Below are 16,628 nucleotides of genomic sequence, written 5' to 3' on the forward strand. Positions count from 1 at the left end.
CAGGTGATCCGTTGCGTATCGACGCCCGTACGGCGGCGATGCGCTGCATCAACCCTGCTCCACCCCGAGGTGGACCTGCCGGTGCCGGGGCGTCTCGGTCTCGTCCAGCAGCGCGATGGCGAAGTCGGCGTACGTGATGCGGCTCGCCGCGTCGGCCGTCGCCCGCCGGTAGCGGCCGATGCCGGTGCCGCCGTGGTCGAAGTCACCGGCCGGGCTGAGCACCAGCCAGTCGAGTGCCGGCCCGGCGTGGCGCAGCGTCTCCACCCCGGCCGCGTGCCCCAGGTAGAAGGAGCGGTACTCCTGGGGGTAACCCGCCGTGTCCATGAGCAGTTCGCCACCCGCCGTCGGCAGCACCGAGGCCAGCCCGACGACCAGCAGCCGGCGGGTCCCGCTCGCCGCCATCCCGGCGGTCAGCGCCCGGGCGGCGGTGGGGAAGAAGACGTCCGGCGGCGCGGTCAGGTCGGCGGCGGCATGGATGGCGGCGTCGTGCCCGACGGCCAGTGCCCCGACGCGGCCGGCGTCGGTGACGTCGCCGGCCGCGACCCGCACGGTTTCGGTCGCGGCCAGATCGCGGTGCCGGTCCGGGTCCCGTACGACCGCGGTGACCTGGTGACCCCGGGCCTGCGCCTCCCGCACCGCTGCCCGACCGGCTCGCCCACCGGCTCCGAAGACAATGATCCTGCCCATCGTCGTACCCCTCACGCTCGTGGCTGCGGCCGGTCGCCGGAACCACGTCGGGACGCTAGTCGGCACGGTGGTTACCAATCGGATACCAACTACTGTGGCGGGCATGGTCACGCCGCTCGATCCGGAGATGTTCGACCCGGTCTGCCCGTCGGACCTGTCCCCGATCCGGTTCCGCGACAAGTGGGCGGGCATGATCATTCGTTGCCTGGAGGCCGGGCCCCGCCGCTTCTCGGAGCTCCGTGTCCCGCTGCGCGGCATCACCGCGAAAGTGCTCACCCGGTCGCTGCGGACCTTGGAGGAGGACGGCCTGGTCGGCCGGACCGTCCACGCCGGTCCGGTGCGGCGGGTCGAGTACGGGCTGACCCCGCTCGGGCGCAGTCTGCTCGGACCGATGGACGTGGCCTGCGAGTGGACCCGCCACCACTGGGACGACCTGCTCGACGCGCGGGAGGGCGTTGCCTCCGGCACCTCGGAACGCTGACCGTCCCCGGCCGCCGAGGCGACGACCGGCCACCGTCGTCTGACCGACGGCCGCCGTCGCCCCGAGCGGGGGAAAACACTTCGGGGGCGGCGAACCGCCGCCCCCGAAAAGGGTTGCCCGGCTGGTGAACCACCAGGCTGGTCGGGCGTCGCCGGTGCATCACCGGCGCTGCCGGCGCATCGCCGGCGAGCCGGACAGTGCCCGCTAGAAGCGATCCACAAACTGTGAGTCGAGCCACTCGCGGAACCGCTGCACCCAGTCGCCGTCGGCGGTCGGCCAGTCGAACTGGCCGGTCATCGCCACAATGCCGAGCACCACCGCGCCGAGGCCCAGCGCGATGCCGAGCAGCGCGTCGGTCTTGCCGGCGATGTGCCGGCGGCGGGTGGCCATCAGGCCGAACACCGCGAGGACCGCGCCGACGGCGCCGAGCGCGATGCCGTATCCGGCGAGGGCGCCGGTGAGCACGAAGAGCGCCCCCGCCACGCCGACGATCAACCCCAGCGTGGCGAGCAGGCTGGCCCGGGGCTTCGGACCGGGGACCACCGGTCGCTCCGGCTCGCGGTCGGCGACGCCGTCACCGTCGCGGTCGACGGGCCGCTCCCCGGTGCGGTCCGCGTCGAGCGGGCGCTCCCCGGTGCGGTCCCGGTCCGTCCGGGCGGCCAGCGCCGTCGCGCTGCGGTCCAGGTCGGTCGTCCGGCCGTCGAGGGTCCGTTCGAGGGTCGGGTCGGGGTCGGTGGTCCGGGGGGCGTGCCGGGGACCGTCGTCGGCGGGTCGGGCCGTGGCGGCCCGGGCGACCGCCGCCCGCTCGGCCGCCCGCCGCTCGGCGTCACCGTCGCGCCCGTGGGCGCCCGGCGCCGTGCCGCTGCGGTAGGTCGTCTGCTCGCTGTTCCGCTCCGCCACCACCGGGTCGGCGACCCGGCCGGGGTCGTCGGTCCGGTCCCGGCCGGTGGCCTCCGTCCGGTCCCGCGCGCTCCCGTCGACCCGCGGGCCCTCCTCGCTCCGGTCCCGGCCGCCGATGTCGTCGTCCGTCGGCGTCGGCTCGGTCCGACGCGACAGGGAAGGAATCTTCACCGCAACACACCTCCTGAGGCAGACGCGGCCGGACGGAAGTGGTGCGGTCCGCCGCGTGGTAACACGCTCAGCGGTACCCGCCCGCTCTGATCGGTACACCCGTCGACGGCCTGGCCGGGGCTTGTTTGCCGCCGGGTGAACATCGGTCGTCGACTTGCCGTTCGGCCCGGGGAAGGCGTTCGACCGGCCATAGGATCTCCGCGGCCGGCCGGCCACGTCGGCCGCGGGAGGGTGACGATGGAGATTCGAGCCGGAGCCAGGGGCCGGGTGGTCATGCTGGTCGACAACGCGGTCCAGGGCGACTCCCGGGTGCAGAAGTCGGCCCGGTCGGCCGCCGAAGCCGGCTGGGACGTGACCCTGCTGGGCCGCTCGCCCGACGGCGAGCCGCACCGGTGGCACATCGGCGACGCCCTGGTGCGGTTGCTGCCGATGGGCCGTCCCGGCGCGCCGGTGCCCCGCACACCGCGCCGGAACGCGGCGGCGCTGCTCGGGCGCCTCGGCCTGCGGACGCCCGTCGAGCGGGCGTACACCCGGCTGTGCCTGCGGATGTACGGCGACCGCGCCTGGCGCCGGTTGCAGCCGGCACTGTGGAGCTACGAGCACGCCTACGGCCCGGTGCTCGACGAGCTGGCGCCCGACCTGATCCACGCCAACGACTTCCGGATGCTCGGCGTGGGCGCGCGGGGGCTGCTGCGGGCCCGGGCCGCCGGCCGCCGGGCCGTCCTGGTGTGGGACGCCCACGAGTTCCTGCCGGGCATCAAGCCCTGGAGCGACAACGTGCGGTGGCTGCCCGCCCAGTTGGCGCACGAACGGGAGTACGCCCGTCACGCCGACGCGGTGGTGACCGTCTCGCCGGAGCTGGCCCGCCTGCTGCAACGCGAGCACGACCTGCCCGAACTGCCCACCGTGGTGCTGAACGCGCCCGACCGCCGCGAGACCGACCAGCCGGTACGGGCCACGCAGACCCTCCGCGCGGGGTTCGGCCTCGGGCCGGGCGACCCGCTGCTGGTCTACAGCGGCGCCGCGGCGCCGCAACGCGGCCTGGACGTCCTGGTCGAGGCGCTGCCGCTGCTGCCCGGCGTGCACGTCGCGCTGGTGGTCAACCATCCCGACGGCGAGTACGTCCGGTCGCTGACGGCACGGGCGGCCGACCTCGGCGTCGGTGGGCGCCTGCACGTGCGGGGGTACGTGCCGCACGACGAGGTGGTGCCGCTGCTCGCCGGGGCCGACCTCGGGGTGATCCCGATCCAGCACTGGCCCAACCACGAGATCGCGCTGATCACCAAGTTCTTCGAGTACTCGCACGCCCGACTGCCCATCGTGGTCAGCGACGTGCGCACCATGGCGGGCACCGTCCGGGCGACCGGGCAGGGCGAGGTGTTCCGGGCCGGGGACGCCGGGGACCTCGCCCGCGCCGTCCGTGCCGTCCTCGCCGACCCCGACCGGTACCGGGCGGCGTACGACGACCCGGCCCTGCTGGCCGGGTGGACGTGGGAGCGGCAGGCCGTGGAACTCGACCGGGTCTACGCCCGGCTGGTGCCGGCGGCCGTCGCCGGCGGGGCGGACGCGTACGGCCGTGTCGGCTGACCCGGTGGCCGTCGACCCGGGGCACCGGGACGGCTCCCCGCCGCCCGACGTGACGGTGATCCTGCCCGTGTACGACACGATGCCGTACCTCACCGGGTGCCTGGATTCGCTGCTCGGGCAGAGCATCGGTCCGGACCGGATGCGGATCGTGGCGGTGGACGACGGCTCGACCGACGGCAGCGGCCGGCAGCTCGACCGCTACGCCCGCCGGTATCCGGGCACCGTGACCGTCGTGCACCAGCCCAACTCCGGCGGCCCGGCGGCGCCCTGCAACCGGGCCCTCGACCTGGCCACCGGCCGGTACATCTTCTTCGTCGGCGCGGACGACCGCCTCGGCCCCGAGGCGCTGGAGCGGCTGGTGGCCGCCGCCGACCGGTACGGCTCCGACGTCGTCCTCGGCCGGGTGGTGGGGGTGAACAGCCGCCACGTCCACCAGGAGGTCTTCGCCCGCACGGCGGTGGACGTCGGGCTGGCCGACTCGGCCCTGCCGCTGTCGCTGGCCAACACCAAGCTGTTCCGGCGGGAACTCGTCGAGCGGCACCGGCTGCGTTACCCGGAGGACATGCCGATCGGCAGCGACCAGCCGTTCACCCTGGAGGCGTGCCACCGGGCGGCCCGGGTCACGGTCCTCGCCGACTACGACTACTACTACGCGGTGCGGCGGCTGAACGCCCGCAACATCACCTACCTGAGCCGGGCGGAGGAGCGGCTCGACTGCGCGCGGCGGCTCGTGGAGTTCGCCGTCGGCCTGATCCCGCCGGGCGACGAGCGGGACGCGGTGCTGCGGCGCTACTTCCGCTTCGAGGTGGCGGCCCTGCTCGACGACGACTTCCTGCGGCTGGACGCGCCGACCCGACGGCTGCTGCACGCCGGCGTACGGGAACTGGCCGGGCGGCACCTCACCGCCGCCGTACGGGACCGGCTGCCGGTGGAGACCCGGCTGCGGATCGGGGTCGCCGAGCACGGCACGCCCGACGACCTGGTCGACGTGATCCGGCAGGACGCGGAGCGCGGCGTGCCGCCGACGGTCGTCGAGGGCGCCCGGCGGTACGCGGCGTACCCGGGCTTCCGGGCGTCGCACGGCCGGCTGCCCGACGACGTCTTCGACGTCACCGCCGCCGTGGACTGGCTGGCCCGCTTCGAGGTCACCGGCATCGGCTGGGACCACGACGCCGACGCCGGACCGGCTCTCGTCCTGGACCTGCGTACGCCCCTGCCCGACCTGGGCCGGCTCTGCCCGGGGCCGCCGCGACTCACCGCCGGCGAGCTGGTCGGCGACGTACGTCCCGCCACGGCCGCCAGCGGCACCACGCTGCGGGCCCGGCTGAGTGTGACCGAGGTGCTGCGCGCCAGCGCGGTCACCGGGCAGCGCCGTGCCGTACACCTGACGCTGCCCGCGCCCGACGGCCGGCCCGGGAGCGCGCCGCTGCGCGCGCCCCGCCGGGTCCGGTTCCCCCGACCGGTGGTCCGGCGGCGGGGACGACGCTGGTACGCGGTGTCGCCGGTGACCGACGGCAGCGGCCGGTTGATGATCTCCGTGGTGCCACTGACCCCCCGGCGGGTGCTCGCCCGGCTGACCGCCCGCCGCCCCGCCTGACGCCCCGCGCGCCGGTCGGGTGGCGGCGGCCCCGGTCCCTCCCAGCGGCCCGGATCCGGCCTCCGATGTGCCGGCTCCGGGGTCGGCCGGGGCTACCGCAGGGCGAGCGGGGCCACGGCCAGGTGCCGGCGGTCGTCGAGCGCCCGCCACTCCAGGGCGTGCCGGATGCCGTCCTCGACACCGAAGCGCGGCGACCAACCCAGCAGGTCCTGGTAGCGGCGGCTGCGGTTGTAGACCCCCGGCACGTCGCCGGGCCGGCGGGGAGCCTCCCGGTACGGCAGGGGCCGCCCGGTCACCGCGGCGAACGCGGCCAGCAGTTCCCGCACCGTGGTGCCGACCCCGGTGCCGATGTTGAGCGCGGTGTACCCGTGCGGGCCGGCGGCCGCCACCTCGTCGAAGCGGGCCAGCGCCGCCACGTGGGCCTGGGCGAGATCCCACACGTGGACGTAGTCCCGGACGGCGCTGCCGTCGCGGGTGGGCCAGTCCGTGCCGGTGACGCGGAACTCCGTGCCGGTGCTGGCCGCCTCGATCATGCGACCCAGGGCGTGCGTCGGGTGGCGCAGTTGCAGCCCGGTGCGCAGCAGGGGATCGGCGCCGATCGGGTTGAAGTAGCGCAGCGCCACCGCCCGCAGCTCACCGGCCCGCGCGCAGTCGGCGAGCACCGCCTCGACCATCGCCTTCGTGCGGGCGTACGGGCTGATCGGGTCGACGGGGGAGGATTCGTCGACCGCGAAGTCCGCACCCGGCCGGTAGACGGCGGCGGTGGAGCTGAACAGCACCCGACGGCACCCGTTGCGGACCAGGTGGCGGACCAGCTCGACGGATTTCGCGAGGTTCTCCCGGTAGTAGCGCAGCGGATCGCGGGTCGACTCGGGCACCACGATCACCCCGGCGCAGTGCACGGTGGCCCGGATCTCGGGGTGCTCGGCGAAGATCCGGTCGACCAGGTCCCCGTCGGCGACGTCCCCCCGGTAGAAGGGGCGGCCGGCCGCGAAGGAGGCCCGGCCGGTCGACAGGTCGTCGAGGATCACCGGCGTGATGCCCCGGTCCAGCAGCGCGGAACCGACGGTGCTGCCGATGAAGCCGGCGCCGCCGGTGATCAGGTACTTCACGTTCGTCACCGTTGCGTCCCGGCACGCGTCCGCAGCCGGCCCGCCGCCCGGTGCGCGGCCCGCAGGACCGCCCAGACGAGATACGCGTCGTGGCGCACCATCCGGTGCTTGAGCCCGGCGATCCCGCCCGGCCGGGGGTAGCCGGCGGGAGGCAGCCACCGCCGGTAGTCCGCCGCCATCCGGCGGAAGAACGCGCGGCGGGTCTCCGGCGGCAGCCGGAAGTCGTTGCCGACGATGACCAGGTAGTGGTCGAGCATGACGCGGAACAGGTCGGGCCCGAACCGGTCCGGGGCGTCGCCGCCGGCGGTCGCCAGCCAGCCGAACACGGAGGCGTACTGGTCGAAGACCTCGAAGTGCCGTGTGCTCAGGGTGGCGGTGATCCGGTCCCGGGGGCGCTGCCGGTAGTGGTAGCAGTCCCGCTCCAGCACGTCGATGCTGCCGGCGGCGATCAGCAGGGGATGGCTGTAGGCGCAGTCCTCGTACCAGCCGGGCCGGAAGGAGAGCCCCGACTCGGCCAGGAACGCGCGGCGGACGAGCTTGGTGCACGCGGACTGGGCGAGCATGAGCAGCTCGGGCCGGTCGGCGAGCCGCAGCGGCAGGTACCGCCCCCCGAGGGCCGCCCCGGAGGGCCGGGCCACCACCCGGCCGTCCGGGAACACCTCGGCGTGGTCGACGATCAGCACGTCCGGGCGGGTGTCCGCGAGCCGCTCCCGCACCGCCGCGACCGCGCCGGGCGGCAGCCAGTCGTCGCCGTCGACGAACCAGAGGTAGTCGCCGGTGGCGTGGGCCGCGCCGGCGTTGCGGGCGCCGCCCAGGCCGGCGTTCTCGGCCAGGCGGACCACCCGCACCCGGGGGTCGCGCGCGGCGTACCGGTCGAGCAGCCGCCCGCTGCCGTCCGGCGACGCGTCGTCGACCGCGACGACCTCCACGTCCTCGGCGCCCGGCTGGGTGAGGATCGAGTCGAGGCAGGTCGCGAGGTACGCCTCGACGCCGTGCACCGGAACGACGACGGACAACGTCGGGCGGTCGGCTGGGATCTCGACACCGTCCACGGCTGGGACTATGCCGAGGCGGCCCGACCGTCCCGCCACGCGCAGGTGAACTGGGGCTGACATTCTGCGAGCCGGCCCGGTCCCCGCGCTGGCTATCCTTGGCACCCGTGCCAGAGGGACACACCATCCACCGCCTGGCGGCGCGGCACGCCGAGCTGTTCGGCGGGGACAAGCTGCACGCCGCCAGCCCGCAGGGCCGCTTCGCCGAGGGCGCGGCCCGCCTCTCCGGCACCGTCCTGGAGACCACCGAGGCGTACGGCAAGCACCTGCTGCACCACCACGCGGGCGAGCTGACCCTGCACGTGCACCTCGGGCTCTACGGCAGGTTCGCCGACGGCGCCGGGGAGCCGCCGGAGCCGGTCGGTCAGGTGCGGCTGCGACTGACCAGCGACCGGCACTGGCTGGACCTGCGCGGCCCCACCGCCTGCGAGCTGCTCACCCCGCCCGAGGTGGCGGCGCTGCGCGGCCGGCTCGGCCCCGACCCGCTGCGCGCCGACGCCGACCCCGACCGGGCGTACGCCCGGATCTCCCGCAGCCCGACGCCGCTCGCGGCGCTGCTGCTGGACCAGTCGGTGGTGGCCGGCACCGGGCTGATCTTCGTCACCGAGGCGCTGTTCCGGGCCGGTCTGCCGCCGACGCTGCCCGGCCGGCGGCTGACCCGCGCCGGCTGGGACGCGCTCTGGGCCGACCTGGTGGCGCTGATGCGGCTCGCCGTCGGTCGGGGCCGGATCGACACGGTCCGCGACGCGCACCTGCCCGAGGCGATGGGCCGCCCCGCCCGGGTCGACCGGCACGGCGGCGAGGTGTACGTCTACCGCCGCCCCGGCGAGCCCTGCCACGTTTGCGGCACGCCGGTGAGCCGGGGCGGGTTGGCCGGCCGCAACCTCTACTGGTGCCCCACCTGCCAGCCCGGATGACCGGTGGCCCGCCGGGCCGTGACCACCGCGCTGCTGTCGAGCTGCCCCATCCGTGCGGGCGGGCGGCTCTCAGCCCGCGCCGAGCAGCCAGCGGACCACCTCCACCTGGCGGGGGAACACCTGTCCCTCGCCGATGCTCCAGGCCAGCGTCTGCCCGATCGTCCAGCCGCGTACCCGCTCCCGGTCGAGCCCCAGCTCCGCGCTGAGCCGGTCCAGCCGGTGCCGTACGGCGTCCGGCGAGTGCCCCAGCTCCCCGCCGCGCACCAGCGGCACCACGCCGAACTCCCGCTCGCCGGTCAGCGGCTTCGGGTCGATGAGCAGCCACGGCTCCCGGGTCGCCCGCAGCACGTTGCCGGCGTGCAGGTCCTGGTTGACCAGCACCTGCGTGCCCTGGCTGCCGACCAGGTCCGTCAGCAGCCCCAGCGCCGCGTCGACCAGCCGCCGCTCGTACGGCCGGCCCGCCCGCTCCCACTTCGCCGGCAGCCGTTCCAGCCAGCCTGCGGCCTCCTCGGCGAGGGGGGTGAACGGCGGACCGGCCGGTCGCCACAGCCGGGGCAGCAGCCCGACCGCCACGTCCAGCGCCGCGTCGGCGGGCAGGGCGTGCAGCGGCGTGCCGGGCACGCACCGCTCGACCAGCAGCGCCCGCCGCCGCGGGTCGTGCCCGAGCAGCCGGGCCGCCCCCGCCCCGGCCCAGCACTCCAGCGCTGTTGCCTCGTGGACGCTGTCGGGGTCCGGGTACTGGAGCTTCAGCACCGCCGGCGTCCCGTCGGGCAGTTCCGCCGGCAGGGCCAGCGACGCGAAGGCGTACGGGAAGGGGGGCCCGAGCCGCAGCGACCAGCGCTCGGCGCAGGCGGCCACCCGCTCCGGCAGCGCCGCCAGCCACTCCCGCCCGGCCGGCACGTTCCGCACCCAGCCCAGCCCGTCCGGGATCAGGAGTTCCGATTCCACCCGCCCATCCTGAACCCCGAGCCGCCCACCCCGCATCACCAATCCCGGCCCCGCCCACCCGCTGGCCCACCGTCCGGTGATCAAGAGGTTCTGACCCGCCAGGCAGATCGAACCGGGCGTGAACCTCTGATCATCGGGCTGGACCGAGGGGGAGGGTGGGAATCAGCGGAGGCGGCGGATGTCGCCGTGGGCGCGGTAGAAGCCGCCCCGGCCGGACTCGCGGACCTGGGTGACCAGGTAGCGCGCGCCGGGCTCGCGGATGCCCTTGGGGAACTGCACGGACCAGTCCCGGTGGTAGCCGGGGGAGACGACGTGCACCCGCAGCCGGCCCCGGTCCTCGACGCACTGCACGATGACGCCGCCGTCGACGTCGCTGGTCACCTCGACCGTCGTCCAGGCCGCCGGCTCGGGCATCCGGGGCGGGGCCTTGACGTCGACCACCTCCGGCACGCTGCCGGCCTCCGCCGCCCGGATGGCCGGCTCGCTGGCGTCGATGCAGGCCAGGTAGCCGCCGGTGGTGACCACGTAGAGCCGATCCTCGTGGTACTGCATCGAGTAGGCCGAGCCGCAGCCGGTGCCGAGCTTCCACAGCCGGTTGCCCGCCGCGTCGAAGCAGTAGATCGAGGACTGGCTGTCGCCGGCGAAGACGTACCGGCCGCCCTCGGCCGTGGCGCAGGAGAAGACCGGGGCGTCGCAGCGGTAGCTGCGCTCGGCACGACCGTCCTTCGCCAGGCGCACCACCTCCCGGGTGCCGGTGCCCGCGAACACCGCGCCGGGCTCCTGCCAGCCGAAGAGCACCGAGCCGGTCGGGGTGTGCCACAACTCCCGGCCCGTACGCCAGTCGTAGCCGGTCACGCCCTGCGAGTGGCCGTGGTAGAGCGCGTCGGCGTCGCAGCGCACCATCCACGCCGACCGGCCACGGCCCTGCCGGCGCCAGAGGAACTCGTCCTCGTGGTCGACGGCCACGACGCCGCCGCCCGCGTCGGAGACGCCCAGCACCCCGTCGTGGATGTCCAGCCAGTAGATGTCGATCTCCGGCGCGATCTCGTAGGCCACCCGGGGCACCTTGCCGGACAGGTCGTAGACGTTGCCGTCGTCGCAGCCCGCGTAGATCCAGGCGTCGTCGGCGACGATGCACTTCACCCCCTCGGGGAGGCGGACCTGGTTCAGCACCCGGGCGTCGTGGCCGAGCGTGGTGATGACGCCCCGCTCGTTGCCGACCATGCAGCTCTGCCCGTCGACGAAGATGCCGAAGGCGGGGGCGCCGGAGTCGTAGCGCCACAGCACCGGGGCGGTGCGGGCAGTGGAGCGGGTGCTGACGATCTGCCGCCGCGAGACGGCGCGCTTCTGCCGTACCCCCGGCACGGCCGGGGCGTAGCCCTTGCGGACCTTCTCGCCGATCTTCTTCGCCGCCGCCGCGCGGGCCTTGGCGTTGTCGGCGTAGGCGGTGGTCTTGACCTGGCCCTGGTCGCCGATCCGGCCGTAGCGGACGGTCAGCGCGGCGTCGTCGACGACGACCTCGTAGAACTTGTGCGCACCGTCCACTTCGGACAGTTCGAGGTAGGTCGTCTCCTGCGACATGGGGTGCCTCCGAGGGGTCAGCGACCGGCCCGACGTGGCCGGCGCGGCGAGCGCGGGCACACGCTAACCGCCACCCCCGACAAAGCCCTGCGCGGGTTCCGGGGGCGCTCCCGCCTCAGCGGCCGACGGCGGCCAGGGCGTCGACGGCCTTGCGGGCGGCGATCAGCACCGGATCCCAGACCGGGGCGTACGGTGGTGCGTAGCCGAGGTCGAGCGCCGTCATGTCGTCCACCGTCATGCCGTTCCACAGCGCCACCGCGAGGGTGTCGATCCGCTTGGCCGCCTCGGACCAGCCGACGATCTGCGCCCCGAGCAGCCGCCCGCTGGGCTTCTCCGCGATCAGCTTCACCGTCATGGACCGGGCGCCCGGGTAGTAGCCGGCGCGGTTGGTCGACTCGGCGATCACCGAGACGAACTCGAACCCCGCCGCCGCGGCGTCCTTCTCGCGCAGCCCGGTGCGCCCGACCTCCAGCTCGCAGACCTTGGTGACGGCCGTGCCGATCACCCCCGCGAAGGTGGCGTACCCGCCGCCGATGTTGATGCCGGCGACCCGGCCCTGCTTGTTGGCGTGGGTGCCCAGCGGCACGTGCACCGGCAGCCCGGTGACCCGGTGCACGGTCTCCACGCAGTCGCCGGCGGCCCAGACGTCGGGCACCCCCTGCACCCGCATGCGGCGGTCCACCCGGATCCCACCGGTGTCGCCCAACGGCAGGCCGGCGGCCTCCGCGAGCGCGGTGTTGGGGCGTACGCCCAGACCCAGGACGACCACGTCGGCGGGGATGGGCCCCTCGGCGGTGACCACCGCGGACACCCGGCCCCCGGTCTCCTCCAGGCCGGTCACCCCGAGGCCGGTACGGATGGTGACGCCGATGCCCCGCATCGCGTCGGTGACCAGTTCGGCCATGTCCGGGTCCACGGTGGCCATCGGCTGCTCGGCCTGCTCGACCAGGGTGACGGCCAGCCCGCGCTGGATCAGCGCCTCGGCCATCTCCACGCCGATGTAGCCCCCGCCGATCACCACCGCCCGGCGCGGCCGGGGCTCGGCGTCCAGCCAGGCGCGCAGCGCGGCGCCGTCGTCGAGGGTCTGCATCCCGAAGACCCCGCCGGCGTCGGTGTCCGCCCAGCCGGGCTTCTTCGGCAGCGCCCCGGTGGCGTACATCAGGGTGTCGAAGCGCTCCCGGACCTCGCCGCCGCCTTCGAGGTCCCGCGCGACGACCTCGCGTCGGTCGAGGTCGATGGCGGTCACCTCGTGCCGGAGCCGGACGTCGATGTCGAACTTCTCCCGGAACGTCTCCGGATCGCGGGCGATCAACTGGTCCCGCTCGGGCACCAGCCCGCTGATCCAGTACGGGATGCCGCACGCCGAGTACGACGTGAAGTGCCCCCGCTCGAAGGCGACGATCTCCAGGTCGCCGCGGTCGCGGCGGCGCCGCGCCTGGGACGCCGCCGCCATTCCCGCGGCGTCCCCACCGATGACGATCAGCCGTTGCGCCACGGGCACCATCCTGTCACGAGCGGTCCGCGCCGCGGGTCTGCCGCGCGACGTCGGAGACCACGTCCACGAGCTTGCCCGTACGCGCGAAGACCGCCCGCTGCCGGGCCGCCCCGGTGCCGTGCCGGCGCAGCCCCGCGACGAGGTCGGTCACCTCGTCGAGGTCGCCGTGGCGCTCCAGCGCCGGGCGCAGCCGCTCGACGAACTGGTCGAACAGCTCCCAGGCCGGCCGCAGCTCGCCGTCGGTCAGGTCGACGCCGTCACCCTCCAGCCCGTCGTGCGCCGCCCGCCAGTGCGCGGCGACCAGCAGGTGGTGGTCGGTCCGCAGGGCGGGCCGCCCGGCGGCCATGTCGTCCAGCGCGGTCGCCACCATGGCCCGGACCAGGGCGGCGACGAGCACCGCGTCGTCCACGGACGGGCAGACGTCGCCGATCCGGATCTCCACCGTCGGGTACTTGGCCGACAGGCGGGCGTACCAGTAGAGCATCCCCTCGTCGAGCATCATCCCGCTGGCGATGAGCTGCCCGATCAGCCGCTCGTAGTGCTCGTGCGACTCCAGGAACGGGGTGGGCGCCACCGACGGCCAGTGTTCCCACTCCACCGACCGCCAGCTCGCGTACCCGGTGTCCTCGCCCCGGGCGAAGGGGGAGTTGGTGGTCACCGCGTGCAGCACGGGCAGCCAGGGCCGGACGTGGTTGAGCACCTGTACCCCGGTGTCCGGGTCGGGCACCCCGACGTGCACGTGCATGCCGTTGTTGCCGGGGCCGGGGACCAGCAGGCGGAACCGCTCGATCATCCGGTCGAAGCGGGGCTTGTCGACCACCGGCGGCACGGGACCGTCGACGGGCCCGGTGCCGATGGCGAGCAGCCGTACGCCGGCCCGCTCGGCCGCCTCGGCGAGCGCGGCCCGCAGCACGCCGAGGGAGTGCCGGATCGACGAGAGTTCCAGGCCGGGCGGGCTGCCGATCTCGATCTGGCTGGTCTGGAACTCCCGCTCCACCTGGCCGCGCAGCTCGGGCGGCACCTGCTCCATGACGAGGTCGACGGCGGGCACCGCCGCCCCGGTGTGCGGGTCGACGAGCAGGAACTCCTCCTCGACACCCACCGTGAGCAGGTCGGTCCCCTCGGCCGTACCGCTCGGAGCCTCCGCCACCTGGCCGGTCATCGTCACCACCGTCCGTTCACCCCGGTAGCGGCCCGTCCGCGCCGGTCGGTCAGTGGTTACCCACCGTGTGGAGGCGGGGAAACGCGGCCCGGCGTGTCGCCCGCCGATCGCCGGCACCAGCCGAACCGGCCGGGCGGCGTGACAACGGGTCCTAGGCTGATCGTCGTGCCGGGGCCGCTGGGGATCGCGTTGGGGATGTGGGCGTACGTCCTCGTCCATCTGACGCTGCTCGCCGACCGCCCGGCCGGGCTGCTCGCGGGGGCCGCGTTCGTCGCGGTGGCGCTGCTCGCCGTCGCGTTCGCGGCGCACGCGGCCGGCGTCGCCGACGCGCCCCGGGCCGGCCGGGCCGCCGCCCTGCGCGCCCGGGCCCGTCGTCGCCGGGTGCCCCGACAGGTCGACCCGGACGCCGCCGGGCGTCCCCGGCCCCGCGCGCCCGGGCCGCACCCCTCGGTCGCGTAGCACCGCCGCGCGGCCGATTCCGCCGTTCACCCGCCCGTCCCGGCGACTCCCACCGCCGGGCCGGCACTCCGGAATCGGACCGAGGGGTCACCCATGCTCGCCTTCGCACCTCTGCACGACGCCGTCGGCGCCGCCGGCCGCGCGCTCACCTGGTTCACCACCCTGCTCGAACCGCTGGCCGGCGACGCGGCCACGGCCGCCGCCATCGTCGTCCTCACCGTCGTCGTCCGGTTGCTGATCTCGCCGCTCACCCTCGCGCAGGTGCGCGGGGAGCGGCGCCGCGCGGCGCTCGCCCCCGAGGTCCACGCGCTTCAGCGGCGGTACGCGGACGACCCCGCCCGGTTGCAGGGCGAGTTGTTCGCGCTCTACCGGGCCAACGGCGCCAGCCCGGTCTCCGGCTGCCTGCCGCTGCTGCTCCAGGCCCCGGTCCTGCTGGTGATGTACCGGCTCTTCACCACCGCCGACGGCGGCACGGGGCTGCTGGAGGAGCGGCTGGCCGGCGTGCCGCTGGGCCACCACCTGGGCGACGGGCTGGGCGGGGGCACGCTGCCGCTGTTCGGCGCCCTGCTGGCGGCCCTGCTCGCGCTCGCCTGGTGGACGTCGCGGCGGATGCGGCGTGCGGCGGCGGCGACGGGAACGGTGGCCGGTACGCCGACCGAGGGGCCCGGCGCGGCCGTGCTCGGCCGGGTGCTGCCGCTGCTGCCGTACACGACCGTGCTGGTGGCGCTGGTGCTGCCGCTCGCCGCGGTGATCTATCTGGTGACCACCACCGCCTGGTCGGCGGCGGAGCAGGCGGTGCTGCGCCGCCCGCGTCCGGCGCCGGCCCCTCGACGCCATTGCATCGATGGGCGTTGACATCCGGGGCGTCGGCACGTACAACTCGGGAGAGAGCGCTCTCTCGACCGTCCCCGCAGAGAGGCACGTCCATGACCCCTGCCCCGGCGGCGCCCGCCGCCCTGCTCCCGCGACGCCGGCTGACCCTGGCGCTCGCCCTGTTCGCCGCCGCCACGACCGCCCTGACGGGCGTGACCGTGACCGCCAACGCGGCGGTGCCGGCGCCCGCACCCGGCTGGAGCGTGGTGTGGAGCGACGACTTCACCGGTGCGGCCGGCACGCTGCCGTCCGCCGCCAACTGGATCATCGACACCGGCACCAGCTATCCCGGCGGACCGCCGAACTGGGGTACCGGGGAGATCCAGACCTACACCAACAGCACGGCCAACGTCAGCCACGACGGCGGCGGCAACCTGCGGATCACCCCGCTGCGCGACGCCTCGGGCCGCTGGACCTCGGCCCGGATCGAGACCGTACGCAGCAACTTCAAGCCCCCGTCCGGCGGAGTCCTGGCCATCGAGGGCCGCATCCAGATGCCCAACGTCACCGGGGCGCAGGCGTCGGGCTACTGGCCGGCGTTCTGGGCGCTCGGCTCGCCGTACCGGGGCAACTACCAGAACTGGCCCGGCATCGGCGAGTTCGACGTGATGGAGAACGTCAACGGCCTCAACTCGGTCTGGGGCGTGCTGCACTGCGGGGTGGCCCCGGGCGGGCCGTGCGACGAGTTCAACGGCATCGGGGCGTCCCGGGCCTGCCCCGGCAGCACCTGCCAGTCGGCGTTCCACACCTACCGCTTCGAGTGGGACGCCTCGGCCAGCCCGCAGCAGTTGCGCTGGTACGTCGACGGGCAGCTCTACCACAGCGTGAGCCAGTCCCGGGTCGGCGAGCCGTACTGGTCGCAGATGACCAACCATGCCGGCTACTTCCTGCTGCTCAACGTGGCGATGGGCGGAGCCTTCCCGAACGGGGTGGCCGGTGGCGCGACGCCGACCGCCGCCACCGTCCCCGGCCGGCCGATGCTGGTCGACTACGTGGCCGTCTACAGCCGGGGCGGCGGCACCGCCCCGCCCACCACCCCGCCGCCGACGACCCCGCCGCCCGGCGGGACGCGGGACGCGTACGCGACGATCCAGGCGGAGTCGTTCAACGCGCAGAACGGCGCGCTCGTCGAGGCGTGCGCCGAGGGCGGGCAGAACATCGGCGCGCTGCGCAGCGGCGACTGGGTGCGGTTCGACAACGTCGAGTTCGGCGCCACCCCGCCACGCGACTTCGTCGCCCGCGTCGCCTCCGGCGCGGCGAGCGGGGTCAGCGGGCTGGTGGAGGTACGGCTGGACAGCCCGACCAGCCCGCCGATCGGCAGCTTCGCGATCGGGAACACGGGTGGCTGGCAGAGTTGGCGCTCGGTTCCCGGTAACGTCGCCGGCCCGACCGGCCGGCGGACCGTCTACCTGACCTTCACCAGTGGACAGCCCGCCGACTTCGTCAACGTCAACTGGTTCACCTTCCGCCGCTGATCCCTCCCGCGGAGCCCCCGGCGGTCGCCGGGGGCTCCGTTGCGCCGGGCCCGCACCAGCTCTGGACAGAAACAGTTAACACTCCTAATAATGAGCGTCAATGTCGATGCCGATGGATGGCGTCCGGGCGT

15 protein-coding genes are annotated in these 16,628 nt (G+C 75.0%); 7 read left to right on the forward strand and 8 right to left on the reverse strand.

Annotation, left to right across the window (positions count from 1 at the left end):
• Nucleotides 1-48: 48 nt before the first annotated feature.
• Nucleotides 49-687, reverse strand: coding sequence for an NAD(P)-dependent oxidoreductase (locus ACTMS2_RS14005; protein WP_441175718.1), 639 nt, complete (start codon nucleotides 685-687; stop codon nucleotides 49-51).
• A 103-nt stretch (nucleotides 688-790) separates the two neighbouring features.
• On the opposite strand from ACTMS2_RS14005, the gene ACTMS2_RS14010 reads away from it, so the two are divergent.
• Nucleotides 791-1,168, forward strand: coding sequence for a winged helix-turn-helix transcriptional regulator (locus tag ACTMS2_RS14010; RefSeq protein ID WP_441175719.1), 378 nt, complete (start codon nucleotides 791-793; stop codon nucleotides 1,166-1,168).
• Between the two features lie 204 nt (nucleotides 1,169-1,372).
• Here ACTMS2_RS14010 and ACTMS2_RS14015 read toward each other — a convergent pair whose 3' ends face one another.
• Entirely contained in the window at nucleotides 1,373-2,239 is an 867-nt protein-coding gene (locus tag ACTMS2_RS14015; protein WP_441175720.1) for a thrombospondin, read from the reverse strand.
• A 237-nt stretch (nucleotides 2,240-2,476) separates the two neighbouring features.
• On the opposite strand from ACTMS2_RS14015, the gene ACTMS2_RS14020 reads away from it, so the two are divergent.
• Complete coding sequence (locus tag ACTMS2_RS14020) at nucleotides 2,477-3,826, forward strand: glycosyltransferase family 4 protein (protein WP_441175721.1); 1,350 nt, start codon at nucleotides 2,477-2,479, stop codon at nucleotides 3,824-3,826.
• A gap of 79 nt (nucleotides 3,827-3,905) precedes the next feature.
• Nucleotides 3,906-5,423: a glycosyltransferase family 2 protein gene (locus ACTMS2_RS14025; RefSeq protein ID WP_441175790.1), complete on the forward strand. Its 1,518-nt coding sequence runs from the start codon at nucleotides 3,906-3,908 to the stop codon at nucleotides 5,421-5,423.
• 92 nt (nucleotides 5,424-5,515) lie between these two features.
• On the opposite strand, the gene galE is transcribed toward ACTMS2_RS14025, so the two are convergent.
• Both galE and ACTMS2_RS14035 read right to left on the reverse strand, forming a co-directional pair.
• A complete protein-coding gene (gene galE / locus ACTMS2_RS14030) occupies nucleotides 5,516-6,544 on the reverse strand; it encodes a UDP-glucose 4-epimerase GalE (protein ID WP_441175722.1) in 1,029 nt (342 codons plus the stop codon).
• Complete coding sequence (locus tag ACTMS2_RS14035; RefSeq protein WP_441175723.1) at nucleotides 6,541-7,587, reverse strand: glycosyltransferase family 2 protein; 1,047 nt, start codon at nucleotides 7,585-7,587, stop codon at nucleotides 6,541-6,543. The genes galE and ACTMS2_RS14035 overlap by 4 nt, the downstream gene beginning before the upstream one ends.
• Nucleotides 7,588-7,694: 107 nt before the next feature.
• Between ACTMS2_RS14035 and ACTMS2_RS14040 the strand changes: the two genes are divergently transcribed.
• Nucleotides 7,695-8,504, forward strand: a complete 810-nt coding sequence (locus tag ACTMS2_RS14040) for an Fpg/Nei family DNA glycosylase (RefSeq protein ID WP_357714529.1) — start codon at nucleotides 7,695-7,697, stop codon at nucleotides 8,502-8,504.
• 69 nt (nucleotides 8,505-8,573) lie between these two features.
• Here the strand turns inward: ACTMS2_RS14040 and ACTMS2_RS14045 are convergent, their stop codons facing one another.
• The 4 genes from ACTMS2_RS14045 to ACTMS2_RS14060 form a co-directional block, all read right to left on the reverse strand.
• Nucleotides 8,574-9,452: an aminoglycoside phosphotransferase family protein gene (locus tag ACTMS2_RS14045; RefSeq protein WP_441175724.1), complete on the reverse strand. Its 879-nt coding sequence runs from the start codon at nucleotides 9,450-9,452 to the stop codon at nucleotides 8,574-8,576.
• Nucleotides 9,453-9,614: 162 nt separating this feature from the next.
• Nucleotides 9,615-11,033 (reverse strand): WGR domain-containing protein, encoded by a 1,419-nt coding sequence (locus tag ACTMS2_RS14050; RefSeq protein WP_441175725.1) that lies wholly within the window; start codon nucleotides 11,031-11,033, stop codon nucleotides 9,615-9,617.
• A 115-nt stretch (nucleotides 11,034-11,148) separates the two neighbouring features.
• Nucleotides 11,149-12,528: an FAD-dependent oxidoreductase gene (locus ACTMS2_RS14055; protein WP_363893761.1), complete on the reverse strand. Its 1,380-nt coding sequence runs from the start codon at nucleotides 12,526-12,528 to the stop codon at nucleotides 11,149-11,151.
• 13 nt (nucleotides 12,529-12,541) lie between these two features.
• Nucleotides 12,542-13,690: a carboxylate-amine ligase gene (locus ACTMS2_RS14060; protein WP_441175726.1), complete on the reverse strand. Its 1,149-nt coding sequence runs from the start codon at nucleotides 13,688-13,690 to the stop codon at nucleotides 12,542-12,544.
• 165 nt (nucleotides 13,691-13,855) lie between these two features.
• Between ACTMS2_RS14060 and ACTMS2_RS14065 the strand changes: the two genes are divergently transcribed.
• The 3 genes from ACTMS2_RS14065 to ACTMS2_RS14075 all read left to right on the forward strand — a co-directional run bounded on the left by ACTMS2_RS14065 (nucleotide 13,856) and on the right by ACTMS2_RS14075 (nucleotide 16,497).
• Nucleotides 13,856-14,149: a DUF6412 domain-containing protein gene (locus ACTMS2_RS14065; RefSeq protein WP_441175728.1), complete on the forward strand. Its 294-nt coding sequence runs from the start codon at nucleotides 13,856-13,858 to the stop codon at nucleotides 14,147-14,149.
• 93 nt (nucleotides 14,150-14,242) lie between these two features.
• Nucleotides 14,243-15,004, forward strand: a complete 762-nt coding sequence (locus ACTMS2_RS14070) for a YidC/Oxa1 family membrane protein insertase (RefSeq protein ID WP_441175729.1) — start codon at nucleotides 14,243-14,245, stop codon at nucleotides 15,002-15,004.
• 71 nt (nucleotides 15,005-15,075) lie between these two features.
• Nucleotides 15,076-16,497, forward strand: coding sequence for a carbohydrate-binding protein (locus ACTMS2_RS14075; RefSeq protein WP_441175730.1), 1,422 nt, complete (start codon nucleotides 15,076-15,078; stop codon nucleotides 16,495-16,497).
• Nucleotides 16,498-16,628 lie beyond the last annotated feature (131 nt).

It is taken from the genome of Micromonospora sp. SD12 (genome assembly GCF_052068495.1).
Classification (GTDB): Bacteria; Actinomycetota; Actinomycetes; order Mycobacteriales; family Micromonosporaceae; genus Micromonospora; species Micromonospora echinofusca.